The organism is Amycolatopsis sp. WAC 01416, assembly GCF_003947485.1.
GTDB lineage: Bacteria > Actinomycetota > Actinomycetes > Mycobacteriales > Pseudonocardiaceae > Amycolatopsis.
On sequence record NZ_QHHX01000010.1, the window covers coordinates 147,395 to 165,286 of the forward strand.

The 17,892-nt window shown below is 68.5% G+C and carries 17 protein-coding genes; 12 read left to right on the forward strand and 5 right to left on the reverse strand.

The window, feature by feature from the left end:
* Nucleotides 1-759: a sigma-70 family RNA polymerase sigma factor gene (locus DL990_RS31735; RefSeq protein WP_125786377.1), complete on the reverse strand. Its 759-nt coding sequence runs from the start codon at nt 757-759 to the stop codon at nt 1-3.
* A 121-nt stretch (nt 760-880) separates the two neighbouring features.
* Here DL990_RS31735 and DL990_RS31740 point away from each other — a divergent pair, with 121 nt between their 5' ends.
* The 5 genes from DL990_RS31740 (at nt 881) to DL990_RS31760 (ending at nt 5,760) form a co-directional block, all read left to right on the forward strand.
* A complete protein-coding gene (locus DL990_RS31740) occupies nt 881-1,561 on the forward strand; it encodes a GNAT family N-acetyltransferase (protein ID WP_125800885.1) in 681 nt (226 codons plus the stop codon).
* A gap of 70 nt (nt 1,562-1,631) precedes the next feature.
* Nucleotides 1,632-2,663: an L-threonine 3-dehydrogenase gene (gene tdh / locus DL990_RS31745; RefSeq protein ID WP_125786379.1), complete on the forward strand. Its 1,032-nt coding sequence runs from the start codon at nt 1,632-1,634 to the stop codon at nt 2,661-2,663.
* Complete coding sequence (locus DL990_RS31750) at nt 2,663-3,844, forward strand: glycine C-acetyltransferase (protein ID WP_125786394.1); 1,182 nt, start codon at nt 2,663-2,665, stop codon at nt 3,842-3,844. Before tdh ends, DL990_RS31750 begins: the two co-directional genes overlap by 1 nt.
* Complete coding sequence (locus DL990_RS31755; RefSeq protein WP_125800886.1) at nt 3,841-4,755, forward strand: LysR family transcriptional regulator; 915 nt, start codon at nt 3,841-3,843, stop codon at nt 4,753-4,755. The genes DL990_RS31750 and DL990_RS31755 overlap by 4 nt, the downstream gene beginning before the upstream one ends.
* 9 nt (nt 4,756-4,764) lie before the next feature.
* Nucleotides 4,765-5,760, forward strand: a complete 996-nt coding sequence (locus DL990_RS31760; protein WP_125800887.1) for a TerC/Alx family metal homeostasis membrane protein — start codon at nt 4,765-4,767, stop codon at nt 5,758-5,760.
* A gap of 160 nt (nt 5,761-5,920) precedes the next feature.
* Here DL990_RS31760 and DL990_RS31765 read toward each other — a convergent pair whose 3' ends face one another.
* Nucleotides 5,921-6,484 carry a TetR/AcrR family transcriptional regulator gene (locus tag DL990_RS31765; protein WP_125786382.1) on the reverse strand — a complete coding sequence of 188 codons (564 nt, stop codon included), beginning with the start codon at nt 6,482-6,484 and terminating at the stop codon, nt 5,921-5,923.
* Between the two features lie 81 nt (nt 6,485-6,565).
* On the opposite strand from DL990_RS31765, the gene DL990_RS31770 reads away from it, so the two are divergent.
* Together DL990_RS31770 and DL990_RS31775 are read left to right on the forward strand one after the other, a co-directional pair.
* Nucleotides 6,566-7,633: an NAD(P)/FAD-dependent oxidoreductase gene (locus tag DL990_RS31770; RefSeq protein WP_125786383.1), complete on the forward strand. Its 1,068-nt coding sequence runs from the start codon at nt 6,566-6,568 to the stop codon at nt 7,631-7,633.
* Nucleotides 7,634-7,705: 72 nt separating this feature from the next.
* The gene (locus tag DL990_RS31775) at nt 7,706-8,926 is read left to right on the forward strand and encodes an HNH endonuclease signature motif containing protein (protein WP_199746686.1); all 1,221 of its coding nucleotides are present in this window, start codon (nt 7,706-7,708) and stop codon (nt 8,924-8,926) included.
* 655 nt (nt 8,927-9,581) lie between these two features.
* Here DL990_RS31775 and DL990_RS31780 read toward each other — a convergent pair.
* The 3 genes from DL990_RS31780 to DL990_RS31790 form a co-directional block, all read right to left on the reverse strand.
* Entirely contained in the window at nt 9,582-10,907 is a 1,326-nt protein-coding gene (locus DL990_RS31780) for an MFS transporter (RefSeq protein ID WP_199746687.1), read from the reverse strand.
* Between the two features lie 99 nt (nt 10,908-11,006).
* Nucleotides 11,007-11,789 (reverse strand): alpha/beta fold hydrolase, encoded by a 783-nt coding sequence (locus DL990_RS31785; protein WP_125785780.1) that lies wholly within the window; start codon nt 11,787-11,789, stop codon nt 11,007-11,009.
* A complete protein-coding gene (locus tag DL990_RS31790) occupies nt 11,786-12,733 on the reverse strand; it encodes a LysR substrate-binding domain-containing protein (RefSeq protein WP_125800888.1) in 948 nt (315 codons plus the stop codon). Before DL990_RS31790 ends, DL990_RS31785 begins: the two co-directional genes overlap by 4 nt.
* Before the next feature lie 86 nt (nt 12,734-12,819).
* Between DL990_RS31790 and DL990_RS31795 the strand changes: the two genes are divergently transcribed.
* From DL990_RS31795 to DL990_RS31815, 5 genes are all read left to right on the forward strand, one after another.
* On the forward strand, nt 12,820-13,968 hold the full coding sequence (locus DL990_RS31795) for an acyl-CoA dehydrogenase family protein (protein ID WP_125800889.1): 1,149 nt from the start codon (nt 12,820-12,822) through the stop codon (nt 13,966-13,968).
* 16 nt (nt 13,969-13,984) lie between these two features.
* Nucleotides 13,985-15,139, forward strand: a complete 1,155-nt coding sequence (locus DL990_RS31800; protein WP_125800890.1) for a CaiB/BaiF CoA-transferase family protein — start codon at nt 13,985-13,987, stop codon at nt 15,137-15,139.
* Nucleotides 15,136-15,936, forward strand: a complete 801-nt coding sequence (locus tag DL990_RS31805; protein ID WP_125800891.1) for a MaoC family dehydratase N-terminal domain-containing protein — start codon at nt 15,136-15,138, stop codon at nt 15,934-15,936. Before DL990_RS31800 ends, DL990_RS31805 begins: the two co-directional genes overlap by 4 nt.
* A complete protein-coding gene (locus tag DL990_RS31810; RefSeq protein ID WP_125800892.1) occupies nt 15,933-16,754 on the forward strand; it encodes a CoA ester lyase in 822 nt (273 codons plus the stop codon). Before DL990_RS31805 ends, DL990_RS31810 begins: the two co-directional genes overlap by 4 nt.
* 92 nt (nt 16,755-16,846) lie before the next feature.
* Nucleotides 16,847-17,800: a helix-turn-helix transcriptional regulator gene (locus DL990_RS31815; RefSeq protein WP_125786983.1), complete on the forward strand. Its 954-nt coding sequence runs from the start codon at nt 16,847-16,849 to the stop codon at nt 17,798-17,800.
* Nucleotides 17,801-17,892 lie beyond the last annotated feature (92 nt).

Consider the following 17,892-nt stretch of genomic DNA (forward strand, 5'->3'; position numbering starts at 1 on the left):
TCAGGCGGGGACGGCGCGGACTCCCGGCGGCATCTCGCGGTTGATCTCGTCGAGCCGGGTGGCGACGGTCCGGCAGGGTTCGCAGTCCGCCAGATGCGCGGCGATCAGAACCGCCCGGCGGACCGGCACGCCGCCGCGGAGCCACGCGCCCATGCGCCGCCGCGCTTCCCGGCAGTACGGCGTGCCCGCTTCGGGGACCTGTGCCTGGAGGAAGGCTTGGCGTAGCCCTTCGCGGGCCCGCAGCGCCAGGACGGAGGCGCCGTTGGGTGACACGCCGAGCAGCGGTGCCACCACCTTCGGCGAGTCTCCTTCGGCCTCGGTCCGCCACAACACGGTCCGCCAGCGGCCGGGGAGCGCGCAATAGGCACGCCACGCCAACCGGGCGTTCGAACGGCGGATGAGCAGTTCTTCCGCGCCCACGGCCCCGGCGGCCTCTTCGACCGCCGGGGCCGTGCCGTACAACTCGACCCGTTTGTGGTGACGGCTCCACTTGGCCGCGAGATTCCGGATGGTGACCGCGAGATAGGGGCGGAGGTTCTCCCGCGGGCCGCCGCCCGCCCGAATGACGCCCAGGACACGCACGAAGGCCTCGGCGACGAGGTCGTCCCGTTCGGCGGGCTCGGCGACCCAGCCCGCCGCGATCCGGCGGAGCGGCTCGGCGTGCCGCCGGAACAGCGCCTCTCCGGCGTCGATGTCGCCGGCACGGAAGGCGTCGAGCAGCGTGGCGTCCACTGCGTCCTGTCCGGCGTCGTCCCTCATCTCGGCCACCGTAGCCCGGACGCGGGCCGATCGCGACGACCACGATGTCATCGATCCCGGCCTGCCGTGTCCGGGATGTGGGAGCGGGAATGAACGGCGGCCCGCCGATGTCGGATCCGTCATGGCCATCCCTTTCGACGACCCGGCCTGGGAATCGCTGACCGGGCCGCACGCCCACTTCGCCGAAGGCTTCGGCCAGGTCCTGCGTTACCAGGTCGAGGTCGCCCCGTTCTTCGCCCTGCCACCCGAACCGGACGAGGGCGTGTGGGCCGACGTCGCCGCGTTGGCGGGTCCGGGGGCGACGGTCACCGTCCACAACGCACTGCCCGTCCCGGATGGCTGGGAAATCCTCGGCAGGATCGCCGGGGTCCGGCTGGTCGACGTCTCGCTCGAAGCCGCCGAAGACCCCGAAGCCGTCCTGCTGGGGCCGGACGACGTCCCGGAGATGCTGGACCTCGTCGAGCGGACCAAACCCGGGCCGTTCCGGAAACGGACCATCGAATTGGGGACATACCTGGGAATCCGGCGTGGCGGCGAACTGATCGCGATGGCGGGGGAGCGGCTGCGCCCACCCGGCTGGACCGAGATCAGCGCCGTCTGCACCGATCCGGCGTATCGCGGCCAAGGACTGGCGACCCGGCTCATCCGCGCGGTCGCGGCGGGAATCCGCGCTCGCGGCGAACGCCCGATGATGCACGCGGCGGCGACGAACACTTCGGCGATCCGGCTTTACCGGTCGATCGGCTTCGAAGTCGTACCGCGGCCGGACTTCGTGTCGGTCCGCGTGCCGGGCTCCTTGTGAAGTTGCTCTAACGAGGGATTTCAGAAACTCGCGATGGACTGAACAGCGCGGGCGGACCAGACTTCGCGCCATGAAGGCATTGGTCAAAGCCGACCGAGCACCCGGGCTGGAACTCACCGACGTGCCGGATCCCGCCGTCGGCCCCGGCGACGTCGCCGTCCGCGTGCTGCGCGCCGGGATCTGCGGTACCGATCTGCACATCGACTCCTGGGACGACTGGGCGGCGCGCACCATCGCCGCGCCGCTGGTCATCGGGCACGAGTTCGTCGGCGAAGTGGTCGAGATCGGCCGGTCGGTGACGACGGTCAAGGTGGGCGACCTGGTCAGCGGCGAGGGTCACCTGGTCTGCGGAAGCTGCCGCAACTGCAAGGCCGGGCGGCGTCACCTGTGCGCCAGGACCAAGGGCCTCGGCGTGCACACCGATGGTGCCTTCGCGCAGTACGCCGTCCTGCCCGAGATGAACGCCTGGGTGCACCGCACCAAGGTCGACCTCGACATCGCCGCGATCTTCGACCCGCTCGGCAACGCCGTCCACACCGCGCTGTCCTTCCCGGTCATCGGCGAGGACGTGCTGGTCACCGGCGCCGGCCCGATCGGCATCATGGCCGCCGCCATCGCGCGCCACGCGGGCGCGCGCAACGTCGTCGTCACCGACGTCAGCGAGCACCGCCTGGAACTGGCCCGCAAGGTCGGCGTCGACCTCGCGCTGGACGTCTCCACCTCGACCATCGCCGACGCGCAGGAGCGGCTCGGCATGGCCGAGGGCTTCGACGTCGGCATGGAGATGAGCGGGCGGCCCGAGGCGCTGCGCGACATGATCGCGAACATGTCCCACGGCGGCCGCGTCGCGCTGCTCGGCCTGCCCGCCTCCGACGTGTCGGTCGACATCGCCGCCGTCGTGCTGAAGATGATCCAGATCAAGGGGATCTACGGGCGCGAAATGTTCGAGACGTGGTACTCGATGTCCGTGCTGCTGCAGGCAGGGCTGGACATCTCGCCGGTGGTCACCCACCGGTTCGGCTACACCGAGTACGAGAAGGCGTTCGCGACGGCCAGGGAAGGCCGCTGTGGCAAGGTCATTCTGGATTGGACGGAGAACTGATGTACGGCGCGATGCGCGACGACCTCAAGGCCGGGCTCGCCGAGATCCGGGAAGCCGGGCTGTACAAGGGCGAGCGGGTGCTCCAGGGGCCGCAACGGGCTTCGGTCAGTGTCGCCGGCGGCGACGTCCTCAACTTCTGCGCCAACAACTACCTCGGCCTCGCCGACCACCCCAAGCTGGTCAAGGCCGCGCAGGAGGCGCTGGACCGCTGGGGCTTCGGCATGGCGTCGGTGCGGTTCATCTGCGGGACGCAGCAGCCGCACAAGGAACTCGAGGCGAAGCTCTCCGAGTTCCTCGGCACCGAGGACACGATCCTCTACAGCTCCTGTTTCGACGCCAACGCCGGGCTTTTCGAGACGTTGCTGACCGATCAGGACGTCATCATCTCCGACGAGCTCAACCACGCGTCGATCATCGACGGCGTGCGGCTCTGCAAGGCGAAGCGGATGCGCTACCGCAACCGCGACGTCGCGGACCTGGAAGCCCGGCTGAAGGAGGCTTCCGGCGCTCGGTACCGGATGATCGCCACCGACGGCGTGTTCTCGATGGACGGCTACCTCGCGCCGCTCGACGAGATCTGCGAGCTGGCCGAGCGCTACGACGCGCTGGTGATGGTCGACGACTCGCACGCCGTCGGTTTCACCGGGCCGACCGGACGCGGCACGCCCGAGCTGTTCGGCGTCCAGGACAAGGTCGACGTGCTGACCGGCACCCTCGGCAAGGCCCTCGGCGGCGCGAGCGGCGGCTACACCTCCGGCCGCGCGGAGATCGTCGAGATGCTGCGGCAGCGCTCGCGGCCGTACCTGTTCTCGAACTCGCTGGCGCCGTCGATCACCGCGGCCGCGCTCGCCACGCTGGAACTGCTGGACTCCTCCAGTGAACTGCTGGGCAAGCTGCGCGCCAACACCGAGCTGTTCCGGCGCCGGATGACCGAGGCCGGTTTCGACCTGCTCCCGGGTGAGCACCCGATCATCCCGGTGATGATCGGCGACGCCGCCAAGGCGGGCAAGATGGCGGATCTGCTACTCGACCAGGGCATTTACGTGATCGGGTTCTCCTATCCGGTGGTCCCGCACGGGAAGGCCCGGATCCGGACGCAGATGTCGGCGGCGCATTCGACCGAAGACGTGAACCGTGCCGTCGACGCGTTCGTGACGGCAAGGTCCATGATGGACGAATGATCGATCCGCGACGGCTGCGGGTACTGCGCGCCCTCGCCGACCACGGCACTGTGACGGCGGCGGGCCAGGCTCTGCACCTGACGCCGTCCGCGGTCTCCCAGCAGCTGGCCGCCCTCGAAGCCGAGTGCGGCCAGCAGCTGCTTCGCCGCCGGGGCCGCCGGGTTTCGCTGACCCCCGCCGGTGAACTGATGGTGGTGCACGCCAACGCCGTCGCCGCCGAGCTCGAACGGGCGCGGGCGACGCTGGCCGCGCTCGATTCCGGCGTCCAGGGTCTGGTGCGGCTGGCGAGTTTCGCCTCCGCGATCACGATGGTCGTCGCGCCGGCGATCGCCTCCCTGCGCGCCGGTTCGCCCGGGGTCACCATGCAGGTGCAGGACGTCGAGGGGCACGCGAGCATCCCGCTGCTGCTCGACGGCGAGATCGACCTGGCGATCACCGAGGAGTACCGGCTCTCGCCACGAACGGATGAAAGCAGGCTCACCCGGTTCCCGTTGTACGTGGAGCCGTTCGACGCCGTGCTGCCCACCGCGCACCGGCTCGCCGAAGCGTCCGAAGTGGACATCGACGAACTCGCCGACGACGACTGGATCGCGCCGAAGCCCGGCAACCCCTGCCGCGACGTGCTGATGATCGCGTGTGCCAATCCGGAGATCCGGCACGTCTCCGACGATTTCCACGCGATCACCACCCTGGTCGCCGCGGGCGAGGGCGTGGCTTTGGTGCCGCGCAACGCTTTCACCGCCGTGCCCGGCGCGGTCGCCGTCCCGTTGCGCGGCGAGCCGCCACTGCGCCGCGTGTTCGCCGCGGTCCGGCGGGGAAGCGCGGACCACCCGCTGCTCAAGACCGCGCTCTCCGCGCTGCTGGACGCGGCGCCCGGTCATGCGAATGCGGACCGGACGAGCCGCGCTTAGGATCTTGGCATGCTCCAGATCGATGCCCTCACCTGGATCGTCACGATCGGACTGGTGCTCGGGCTCCTGGCACTCGATCTCATCCTCGCGGCCGTGCGGCCGCACAAGGTCGGCTTCGGTGAGGCGGTGGCCTGGTCGGTGGGCTACATCCTGGTCGCGGTGGCGTTCGGCGTCTGGCTGACGCTCGCGCACGGCGGCGACTTCGGACAGCAGTACTTCGCCGGTTACATCGTCGAGAAGAGCCTTTCGGTCGACAACCTGTTCGTCTTCGTGATCATCATGACGACCTTCGCGGTACCCGAGGAACACCAGCACAAGGTGCTCACGTTCGGCATCGTCGTCGCGCTGATCATGCGCGCGATCTTCATCGCGCTCGGCGCCACGCTGCTTTCGTTGTTCTCCTTCATGTTCCTGCTGTTCGGGCTGCTGCTGATCTACACCGGCATCCAGCTCTTCCGGCACCGCGACGAAGATCCGGACGTCGAGAACAACGTGGTGGTGCGGACCGCGCGCCGCCTGCTGCCGCTGTCCAATGAATACGACGGTGGCAAGCTGTTCACCCGCGTCGGTGGGAAGCGGGTGGGCACGCCGCTGGTGGTGGTGCTGCTCGCGATCGGCGGGATCGACCTGCTGTTCGCGCTCGACTCGATCCCCGCGGTCTTCGGGGTCACCGACGAGCCGTATCTGGTCTTCGCGGCCAACGCCTTCGCCCTGCTGGGCCTGCGTGCGCTGTACTTCCTGGTGAAGGGCCTGCTCGACCGGCTGGTGTACCTGTCCGCCGGGCTCGCGATCATCCTCGGCTTCATCGGGATCAAGCTGATCCTGCACTGGGCCCATGTGGACATCGACGAAAGCGTCCCGGAGATCTCGACGCCCGTGAGCCTCGCGGTGATCATCGGCATCCTCGTCGTGGTGACGGTGGCGAGCCTGCTCAAGACCCGCAAGGATCCGTCCGCCAAGGCGCATCCGGGCTCGCTGCGCGGCTCCCGCCCCGAAGAGGACTAGGGCGTGTTTCACAAGTCTGTTCGATGGGCTTCGTGATCCAGGTGGTCCCTGGCGGTGCGGGCGGATCGGCCTCGTACCGGGTCGTACTCGGGCGCATCCGCCCGTGCCGTCAGGGACCGCCTGGGCGCGGAGACCGCGCACTTGACTTGTGAAACACGCCCTAGCGCCAGCCGTCCGTGAGCAGGTCGAAGATCCGCTCGACGTCCTTCCGCGGATCCGTCCTGCCCCGGGTGAGCGCCGGAATGTCCAGTACGAATCGCGCGAGCGCGTGGCAGGCGATGTCGTCGGAGTCCACACCGGCGTCCTCGGCGATGGCGGCGCCGAGGGCCTTGGCGTGCCGGGTCCACATGCGCTCGCCGTACTCCTGTAGCGCGGGGGTGCCGCTCACCAGCGCGGTGAACCCGGCGTACTGGGGATGCGCCGTGAGCGGCAGCCACGTGGCGAGCACGTACTCGCGCAGCGCCTCGACGACGCCCTGGTCTTCCGGCCGTTGCCGCACGGCGGCGATCAAGTTCGCTTCCCTGTCTTCGGACTCGTCGAAGACCAGTGCTTCCTTGCCGGGGAAGTGTTTGAACAACGTCGTGGTCGACACGTCGGCCGCCTCGGCGATGTCGCGGATGCTCACCTGGTCGTAGCCCCGCTCCAGGAACAACTTCAGCGCGGCGTCCGCCAGCGCGTGGCGGGTGGCCGCCTTCTTGCGTTCACGCCGTCCCGGTGTCTCCATGAGCGCACTGTACCGCATGAGTTGTCACAGTCACTAAGTTGACTCGTTGCACTTTTTAACTCGTTCTGCTTTTCTGGCGTCATGACGATCAGCATCATCGGAGCGGGCCCCGGCGGCCTGACCTGTGCCCGCATCCTTCAGAAACACGGCATTCCCGTGACGGTCTACGAGCGAGACCCGCATCCCCAGGCCCGTAATCAGGGCGGCACCCTCGACCTGCACGCCGACGACGGCCAACTGGCCCTGCGAGAAGCCGGCCTGCTCGCCGAGTTCTTCGCGCTCGCCCGTCCGGAAGGGCAGGAGATGCGCAAACTGGATCCTCTTGGGCGTCTCTTGGAGCACCATGTCCCTGCCGAAGGGGAGATGTTCAAACCGGAGATCGACCGCGGTCAGCTCCGTGATCTGCTCCTCGACTCGCTGGAGCCGGGCACCGTCCACTGGGGACGGACGCTGGATCGGGCCGAGGCCCCCGGGCGCCTGCGGTTCACCGACGGAACGATCGTCGAGACGGACTTGGTCATCGGTGCCGACGGCGCCTGGTCACGGGTCCGTCCGGCGGTTTCGGCCGCTGTGCCCGAGTTCGCCGGGATCACCTTCCTTGAGGCATGGTTCGAAGACGTCGAGAACGCGCACCCCGAACTCGCCGAACTCGTCGGCCAGGGCAGCGCGATGGCGGCCGACGGCGACCGGTGCCTGTTCGCCCAGCGCAACAGCGGCGACCATATCCGGGTCTACATCATCCAACGCCTGCCGTCGGACTGGATCGGGTCGAGCTCGGAGGTCCGCGGCAGGCTGCTCGATGCGTTTTCCGGCTGGTCGCCGTCGATGTTGCGGATGATCACCGACAACGACGGGCCGTACGTCGATCGCCCGTTGTACGTTCTGCCCGTCCCGCACACCTGGGAGCACACGCCATGGGTGACCCTGCTCGGCGATGCCGCCCACCTGATGCCGCCGCTCGGCGTCGGCGTCAATTTGGCCATGCTCGACGCGTGCGACCTCGCTCTCGCGTTGGCGGGCTCCGCCAGTGTCGGCTCCGCCGGTATCGGCGAGGCTGTTCGGGCTTATGAGGCGACCATGCTTCCGCGATCGGCGGAATTCGCGCGACAGCTGGAAAACGGTGCTGAGGGGTTGCTTGATCTCGATTGAGCGTTCTTCCTGCGATTCAAAACTGTCGGTGGTCGGTTGTACGTTCTGTGTGTGGATACTTCTGACGCCGTTGTGGCGCTGCTCAAGGAAATTACCGAGTCGGATGTGTTGGGGGAGGTTATTGGTTCGCTGGATTCGTTGGGGGATAGGGATGTGGTGGATGTCGCGGTGGCGGCGTCGGTGGGGATCGCACGGTTGGAGGCGGTGCGGTTCCGCGCTATCGCACGGTTGGGGCGGCATCGTGGTGGGGTGGCGAGTGTGGTGCAGGAGGTGGCGTTCGCGTTGTCTGTTGTGGACCGTCACGCGGGCACTCTGGTTTCCACCGCGGAGGCGTTGACCACCCGGTTGCCGCGGACACTCGGGTTGATGGACCGTGGGGTGGTGGATGGGTTCGGGGCGGCGAAAGTGGCGGCGGCGACGTCGTGGCTCTCCGACGAAGACGCCCGGGCCGCAGACGTGTTGTTGGAAGACCGGTTGGAGGGGAAGAACTCCGAGCAGGTCCGGAAGGCGGCGAGTCATGCGGCGATGACGGTGGATCGGGAGGGTGCTTCTCGCCGGGCTGAGCATTCTCGGGCGGGCCGCCGCCTCACGGTGCGCCACGGCGAGGCAGGGGTGGCGTCGATCGAGGTCGAGGACGGGCCGGTGGAGAAGGTCGCCGCCGCCTACACGCGGATCGATCGGGAGGCACGCGCCCTCAAGACCGGCGACGAGCCTCGCACCCTGGATCAGCTCCGTGCCGACGTCGCCCTCGACCTCCTGCTCAGTGGTCAGGGCGGCAAGAGCGAGCGGGCGGAGGTATTCCTCTACATGGATCTGAACACCTACCTCGGCGTGAACGAGGACCCGGCGGAACTGGCCGGGCACGGACACATCCCGGCGTCGCTGGCGCGGGAGATCGCCAGTGGGCCGGACACGGTGTTGCGGCGGATCATCACCGACCCGCTCTCCGGACAGGTACTGGATTTGGGGCGAGACCGGTATCGGCCCACGGCGGGGATGGGCGAGTTCGTGCGGGTGCGGGATCGTGAGTGCCGAAGACCCGGCTGCCACCGTCCCGCCCAAGCCTGCGACCTCGACCATGTCGTGCCGTGGCAGTTCGGCGGCCACACCAACGCCGATGAGTTGATCGACCTGTGCCGCCGCGACCACCGACTCAAAGACGAACCCGGCTGGATTTACCGGCTTGCCGCGGACGGCACCCTCACCGTCACCACACCGACTGGACAGCATTACGACAGCTCGCCTCCACCACTGCACGAACCCCGCCCAGCCACCGAACCACCACCGTTCTGAACCATCGCCGGAAAACGGCAACGGCCTCCTCTGGTGCGGATCTTGCTTGCCGGCCACCCTGAGTCCTGTGGCCAAGTCCTTCGCTTTACGGGGCCTTCGGAACGGCCACTGCCGTTGCCGGAGCGTCGTTGCCGAAATACGGCCATGGTTCGGGTCTTGACGTGAGTTACCAGCGGTTCTGACTCGTTGCCGGAATACGGCAACGGCCTCCTTTGGTGCAGATCCTTGTACGACAGCCATCTTCAGTCCTGGCCGAATGGTCGTTGACGACTCCGCTTTGCGGATCTATGGAACGGCCGCTGTTGTTGCCAGAGTGTGGTTGTGTCTCGTTGTCGAAATTCGGCGATGGGCGGGGCCCGCCATGAGCTCCCAGTGGGATGTCCGTTGCCGAAGACTGGCCACGACTCCCTTTTAGGGCCTCCGCGGCCGGGGCGGTCGTCGCCGGTTCCCGCGTGCTGAACCCTTGCACGTCTGGGCTGCGACGGTTGCCGAAATCCGGCTACGGTCCAGGCCGCCCCGAACCAGGGAACCGTCGCCAGAATCCGGCCACGACGTTTCAATAGCCCCAACCCCAACCCCAACCCCAATGCCTCAGCAAAGCAAACCGCCCCGAGCAACCACAGCCCAGCCACAGACCACCACCAAAGAAGCAACCTCACCCCGCAACGGAATCCCGAGCAGGCTGCACCTCAACCTCCAAAGAGGACCGGCGCGAAGGCTCCCGCACCACCAAAGTCGCCACGAACGTCAGCCCGATGCACCCGGTGACCCACCAGAAGTACACGCTCTCGTATCCGGCCTGCTTCAAGGCCAGCGCGATCGGTTCCGAAAGGCCGCCGAAGACGGCGGTCGCCACGGCGTGTGGCAAGCCGACGCCGAGGGCGCGGACGTTGGTGGGGAACATTTCCGCCTTGATGATCGCGGACAGTGCGGTGTAGCCGCTGAGGAAGACCATGGCGGTGATCATGAGCAGGAAGGCGACCCACGGATTCCCGGTCCTGCCCACGAGGGTCATGATCGGCACCGTCAGGAGCATGCCGCCGATGGAGAAGCCGAACATGACCGGGCGGCGGCCCCAGCGGTCGGAAAGGGCGCCGGCGACGGGTTGCATGAAGATGAACAGGAACAGGGCGGCGAAACCGATGAGCGACGCGGTCGGTTTGGGGATCCCGGCCGTGTTCACCATGTACTTCTGCAGATAGCTCGTGAAGGTGTAGAACGCCACCGTGCCACCGATGGCGAGGCCGAGCACGGCGAGAACCTGGCGGCGGTGCTCGCGCAGCAGGACCCGCAGGCCGCCGCGGGGAGGCGAACCAGCGGCCGAACCGGCGGCCGAAGAGCGCTGGAAGTGTTCCGATTCCATCATGCTGCGGCGGAGGTACATCACCACGAGCCCGGCGATCGCGCCGAGCACGAACGGGATCCGCCAGCCCCACGCGTACATCTGCGCTTCGGTGAGCAGCGACTGCATCACGATCATCACCAGCAGCGCCGAAAGTTGCCCGACGGTGATCGAGACGTACTGGAAGCTCGAGTAGAACCCGCGTCGACGCGGGGTGGCGATCTCGGACAGGTAGGTCGCGCTCGAACCGAATTCGCCACCCACCGAGAGACCCTGCGCGAGCCTGGCGACCACGAGGATCACGGGCGCGAGGATGCCGATCGACGCGTAGCCGGGGGTGACGGCGATGGCCAGCGAACCGAAGCTCATCAACGTCACGGACAGGGTCAGCGCCGCCCGGCGGCCGAACCGGTCCGCGTAGAGGCCGAGGAGCCAGCCGCCGAGCGGGCGCATCAGGAAGCCGACGGCGAACACGACGGCCGTGGACAGCAGCTGGGCCGTCAGATTTCCCTCGGGGAAGAAACTGGCCGCGAAATAGATGCTGAACGAGGCGTAGACGAACCAGTCGTACCACTCGACCAGGTTGCCGAGGCAGCCGCGGACCACGTTCGCCACGACGCCGGACTTCTTGTGCGGCAAGGGAAGCTCCTTCGCTCCGGGATGCCGACCATCATGAGCTGTGATCCCTGCGGTTGAGAAATAGAAATCCGCGATGGACACATGCCCGGTCGGCATGGGCTATCCCAGGAAGTCGCCCACCAGGTCGCTCGATTCGGGGCGGCACTCGTCGAAGTACGCGTGCCGCGCTCCGGCGAAGAGATGCATTCGCGCGTCGGGAATGCGCTCCGTCAGCAACGGCGCGTTCGCCACCGGTGCGAGCAGGTCGTCGTCACCGTGCAGGACCAGGGTGGGTGCGGTGATCTCCGGAAGCACGTCCCAGGCGTCGTGCGTGTTGCTCGCGACGAGATGCCCGCGCACCGCGTGCGGCGGCATGCCGTGCGCGCCCAGCACCCGGTACGGGCCGGGATTCGCCGCTCGCCAGGCGGGCGTGTACATGAGGTCCTCCAGCGTCTCCCGTGCCTTCACCGAAGACCGCCGGGCCAGCGCCAGCCGTACGTCGTTCGACCGCTCGACACCGTGCGTGCCACCCGGCGAGGTGCAGCCGAGGACGAGCCGGCGCACCCGCTCGGGATATCGCGCGGCGACCCACTGCGCGACCCGGCCGCCCATCGAGGTGCCGTAGACGTCCGCCTCGGAGACTTCGAGCGCGTCAAGGACCACGATCACGTCGTCCGCGAAACCCGTTGTGGTGTAAGCGGAATCGGGCGCGTCGCTGGCTCCCGTGCCGCGGTAGTCCATGGTGATCGTGCTCGGGAAGTCCCCGCGTGTGCGGTCCCACCATGTGTGGTCGTTCGCCTGCCCGGCCAGCAGCACGAGCGGCCTGCCTGTGCCGTGCCACTGGTAGGCCAGCCGGGTGCCGTCGGCGGCGACGGCGTGGCCGGTGCGGGGGAGCGTGGTCATCCTTCTCCTGTTCGTTCGTCCCAAAGCCGGGCCGAGGGCCACTCACCCTCGTGCACGGTCCGGTGGATCTGCTGGACCAGCGCCCGCGCGACGGCGTCGACGGCGGGCGTGACGCGACCGGTCCGGGGCATGCCGAGGACGACGGTGCGCCAGACTTCCGGTTCGCGGACCGGGGCCGCGCTCAGGGTGCCGTCGGCGACGTCCGCCGCGATGCCGATGCCGGGCAGGATCGTCCAGCCGTGCCCGCCGAGCACGAGACGTTTCTGCAGCGTCATGGCGTTGGTCTGCACGGTGACCTCGGTGTCGGCGCCCGCCTCACGGGCCGCGCCGTCGATGAGGGTGCGGAGCGCGTGCCCCTCGGACGGCATCACCAGCGGATGTGCGGCCACCTCGGCGAACGGGACGGGCCGCGCGGGATCCAGCCCGGCCGACGGGGGAGCGACCGCCCACAGTCGCTCGCGCACCAGCGGCCGGACGTTGAGCGACGGCGTACTGGTCAGGTTGTAGAGCAGGCTCAGATCGACGTCGCCGTCGTCGATCCACCGCTGAAGATGGCCCGAGTACGCGGTGAGCAGCCGCAGTTCGATCCCCGGATGCTCGCGCAGCACGGCCGTCGTCAGCGGTGCGGCGAGCCGTTCGGCGGCGCTCTCCAGCAGGCCGACCGTGACGATCCCGGCGACCACGCCGGGTTTCGGGGCCAGTTCGGCGCGGGCCCGGTCGAGTTCGGTGAGGGCCCGCCTGGCACGTTCGACGAGGCTCGCGCCCGCCTCGGTCGGGCGCATGCCGTGGCGGGTCCGCTCGAACAACGGCACCCCGAGCTCCTGTTCGAGGGTGCGGATCTGCCGGGTGACCGCGGGCTGGACCAGGTGCAGCAGCTCGGCCGCGCGGGTCACGCTGCCGACCTCGGCGACCGTCACCAACGCCTTGAGCTGCTTGAAGTCCACCGTCGTCCCTTCGCATCGCGGCGCGGTATGCGCCTATCATGATTCGGTATTTCACATACCGTCTCATCATCGCTCATGATAATCACATGACCGAGGAAGAGACCGCGATCGTCGCGCTCGTGGCCGAGTTCGTGGATCGCGAGGTCCGCCCAGTCGCGCGGGAGCTCGACCATGCGAACACCTATCCCGAGAAGCTCATCGACCAGATGAAGGCGATGGGCGTCTTCGGGCTGGCGGTGCCCGAGCCCTGGGGCGAGACCCAGGTCTCCGCCCAGTGCTACGCGTTGGTCACCGAGGAGCTCGCGCGCGGCTGGATGAGCCTCGCCGGAGCGATGGGCGGCCACACCGTCGTCGCGAAACTCCTTGCCACGTATGGCACACAGGAGCAAAAGGACACCTATCTGCCGAAGATGGCGACCGGCGAGATCCGGGCGACGATGGCGCTCACCGAACCCGGCGGCGGCTCGGACCTGCAGGCGCTGCGCACCACGGCGCGGCGCGACGGCAATGAGTACGTGGTCAACGGCAGCAAGACGTGGATCACCAACGCGCGCCGGTCCCAGCTGGTCGCGTTGCTGTGCAAGACCGATCCCGGCGCCGAACCCGCGCACAAAGGGATCTCCGTCCTGCTGGTGGAGAAGGGACCCGGCTTCCAGGTCTCCCGGGACCTGCCCAAACTCGGCTACAAGGGCGTCGAGAGCTGCGAGCTCTCCTTCGACGACTTCCGGGTCCCGGCCACGGCGTTGCTCGGTGGCGTGGAGGGGCGCGGCTTTGCCCAGATGATGCGGGGCCTGGAGATCGGCCGGATCCAGGTCGCCTGCCGGGCGGTCGGGGTCGGCCGGGCCGCGCTGGAGGATTCCCTGCGCTACGCCCAGGAACGGGAGAGTTTCGGCAAGCCGATCTGGCAGCACCAGTCGATCGGCAACCATCTGGCGAACATGGCGACCAAACTCGAGGCCGCCCGCCAGCTGGTGCACCACGCGGCGCGGCGCTACGACTCGGGCGAACGCGCGGACATGGAGGCGGGGATGGCGAAACTGTTCGCCTCCGAGGCCGCGATGGAGATCGCGCTCGACGCGGTGCGCATCCACGGCGGCTACGGCTACTCGACGGAGTTCGACGTCGAGCGGTACTTCCGCGACGCGCCACTGATGATCGTCGGTGAGGGCACCAACGAGATCCAGCGCGGCGTGATCGCGCGCCAGCTGATCGAACGGCACCGCATCCCGTCCTGAAACCGAGGAAGGCAGTATGCGCCAACCACTCGAGGGAATCACCGTCGTCGCGCTGGAACAGGCCGTCGCCGCGCCGTTCGCCTCGCGCCAGCTCGCCGACCTCGGCGCGCGCGTCATCAAGATCGAACGCCGCGGCGTCGGCGACTTCGCCCGCGACTACGACAGGACCGTGCACGGCCAGTCGAGTTATTTCGTCTGGCTGAACCGGGGCAAGGAAAGCGTCGAACTCGACATCAAGCATCCGGCCGATCGGACGTTGCTCACCACGATGATCGGCCGGGCGGACGTGTTCGTGCAGAACCTGGCGCCCGGCGCGGTGGAACGGCTCGGCCTCGACGCGGTGACGCTGCGCGCGGAGCGTCCGCGGCTGATCCATTGTTCGATCTCGGGCTATGGTCCGGAAGGTCCATATCGGACGAAGAAGGCCTACGATCTGCTGGTGCAGTGCGAAACCGGGCTCGTGATGTCGACCGGCACCCCGGAGACCCCGGCCAAGGCGGGGATCTCGATCGCCGACATCGCCACCGGGATGTACGCCTACAGTGGCGTCCTCACCGCGCTGTACGACCGCGAGCGCACCGGTGAAGGCGCGAGCCTGCACGTCGCGATGATCGACTCGCTCGGCGAATGGATGAGCCAGCCCGCCTATTTCTCCCGGTACGGACAGGAACCACCGCGCCGGACGGCGGCGGCACACCCGTCGATCTCGCCGTACGGGCCGTACCGCACCGGTGACGACCAGGTTTTCCTGAGTGTCCAAAGTGAACGGGAATGGGTCGTGCTCTGCCGGGGCGTCCTGGGACGGGAGGCACTCGTCGAAGACCCGCGTTTCCGGACCAACGACGACCGCGTCGTCAACGACGACGAACTCACCGCGATTCTGGAAGAAGCGTTCAGCGGCCGGACGGCGGACGAGGTCGGAGACCTGCTGGAGCGGGCCGGGATCGCCAACGCCCGGCTGCGGACGCCCGAGCAGTTCACCCGGCATCCGCAGCTGGCCGCGCGAAGCCGCTGGCGTGCGGTGGAAACCCCGGCCGGACCGCTTGAGGCGTTGCTTCCGCCGGTCGAGGTGGCGGGCAGGGAACCGGTCATGGGGCCGGTGCCCGCGCTGGGGGCGCACAACGAGTCGATCCGGGCCGAGTTCGGTGCCGGCGAGGAGGTTCGAACGTGAAGGAAGTCCTGCTGCCCGGCCCCGCGGAGGCGCTGGCGGCGTTGCTCGACGTCGAGATGCCGGATCTGGACAGCGACGGCCTGCCCTTGCTGTGGCACTGGTTCTACCTGCTGGACCGGCCCGCGCAGGCCGATCTGGGTCAGGACGGACATCCGGTGCGCGGCACGATCCCCGCACCGCCGGAACCCGGACGCCGCCGGATGTGGGCGGGCGGACGGGTACGGACGCTCGGCAGGCTGCGGTGCGGACTGTCCGCCACCCGGCATACGGAAGTGCTTTCCGTGCGGGAGAAACAGGGCCGCACCGGACGGCTGACCTTCGTCGTCACCGGCCACAAGATCGTCCAGGACGGCGAGGTCGTGGTCGAAGAGGAGCAGGACATCGTCTATCGCGACGCCGCTTCCCGGCCTGTCGAGGTGGCCACCGGGGAGCCGGAGGTGTCGGCGGCCGAAGACGAATGGGCGATCGACGTCTCGCCGACGCTGCTGTTCCGCTTCTCCGCGTTGACCTACAACGCGCACCGCATCCACTACGACCGCGACTACGCCCGCGATGTCGAAGGCTATCCGGGGCTGCTGACCCACGGGCCGTTGCAGGCGCTCGCGATGGCCGAAGCCGCCAGGCGGCAGGGGAGCGGCGGGCGGCTGGCGTTCGACTACCGCCTCGTCTCGCCCCTGTTCGACCATCAGGGCATGGTCGTCCTGGCCGAAGCCGGAAGTGACGAGACCGTCACCGCCGTCCGAGATCGCCATGGACGGCGGACCGCGACCGGAACGGTGCGGAGCCTCGGCCGATGAACGCTCTCCTCGCCGGTGCGAAGACCTTCCTGTTCGTCCCCGGGCACCGGCCGGATCGGTTCGCCAAGGCCGCGGCCAGCGGCGCCGACGTCGTGATCCTCGACCTGGAAGACGCCGTCGCGCCGGATCGGAAAGAGGCCGCGCGCGAACACGTCCGGACGTGGCTGGCGGACGGCCATCAGGCGGTCGTCCGGCTCAACGCGGCCGGAACCGGTTGGTATCCCGAGGATGTGGCGAGCGTCGGGCGCGCGCTCGCGGTGATGCTCCCCAAGGCAGAGGACCGCGCCGAGATCGATTCCCTCGCCGGGCGGCTGCCCGGAGTCCCGATCCTGCCGCTGGTGGAAACGGCGGCCGGGATCGCGAACGCGCTCGCGGTCTGCGCCGCGGACGCGGTGGTGCGGCCCGCCTTCGGCAGCGTCGACCTCGCCGCGCAGCTGGGTGTCGATCATCGTTCGCACGAGGCGTTGCGGTACGCGCGATCCGCGCTCGTCATCGCCGCGGCGGCCGCGGGCGGGGCGGCTCCGATCGACGGCGTCACCACGGCACTCGACGACGAGGCCGCGCTCGCCGCGGACCTCGATCACGCGAAGACCCTCGGGTTCACCGGGAAACTCTGCGTGCATCCCCGCCAAGTGGCCGCCGCGAATCGTGGGCTGGCTCCTTCGGAAAGCGAGATCGAGTGGGCGCGGGGCGTGGTCGCGCTCGCCGGGGACGGCTCGGTGGCCGTGGCGGACGGCCAGATGGTGGACAGACCGATCGAAGCACGGGCCAGGGCGATCCTCGGGCGCGCGGGTGAGCCATTCCGACCAGCTGGATGAGGCCAATGTGCCCTGGTAGTTCCCACCGGGTGGCGGTAGCGTTCGGCGAGCGGACTTTTCGTTACGGGTGAACGGAAAAGAGACGTGGTCCCATGCACGAACCGTTGGTGACGGAATTCGCGACCACCGATCCGGAACAGGCATGTGCGCTGATCGCCGAGGCTTACCGCGATAACCGCTTACGGGTGCGGGGCACAGTCGAAAACTACCGTTTCGAGCACAACCGTTGTGATCTCGGGGACGTGCATTTCGACTTCCTGCACAACACGCTGACCACGGAAGTCGTCGTCGAGCCGTTGGGCAGAGTCGTGCTGCTGCGCGTGCTGGACGGTGAGCTGGAGATCGATGACGGCGTCAGTGACCGCAGGTTCGGTGCCGGAGACGTGTTCGTCGGCCCGCACCCTGGTCACGATTACCGGACGGGCATGCACTGCGCGCGGCTGCAGGTCATCGGCATCGATCTGTCGTTGTTCACCGGGATCGACCCGGCGCAGGACGGCAGGTCTATCGAGCGGTTGTGCTACGAGCCTGTGCGCATGGAGAAGGCACAGCGATGGCGCAGGACGGTCGAGTACATGACCGGGTTGCTCTCCGAACCGGGCGTGGAGAACGGTCCGCTGGTGCTCGGGGCGGCGGGGCGGCTGATGGCCGCCATGGCTCTCGACACCTTCACCACGGGCACAGGTGACGACCGCATCGGTGACCGCCGGGACGCCGTTCCGGCCACCGTGCGCCGGGGGATCGCGTTCCTGGAGGCGAATCCGGACCTCGACCTCGGCGTCGCCGACATCGCCCATGCCTGCCGGGTATCGGTGCGTGCCCTGCAACTGGCGTTCCGGCGGTATCTGGACACCACCCCCATGGCCTATCTGCGCAACGTCCGGCTGCACCAGGCCAGGACCGAACTCCGCGACGCCGACCCCGGGGGAGACACAACGGTGACCGGTGTCGCGGCGAAATGGGGTTTCCTGGACGGCAGCCGGTTCAGCGCGCAGTACCGGGCGGCCTTCGGGGAGTCGCCCAGCGAAACTTTGCGCAAGCGGTGAAGTTCGTTTTTGTCGGTGCGGTTCTGCGTTTTCGCCGGTAGACCGTGGCCGCCGGGTCCGGTTCACTGGGTTCAGGCTCACTGGCAGTGCCC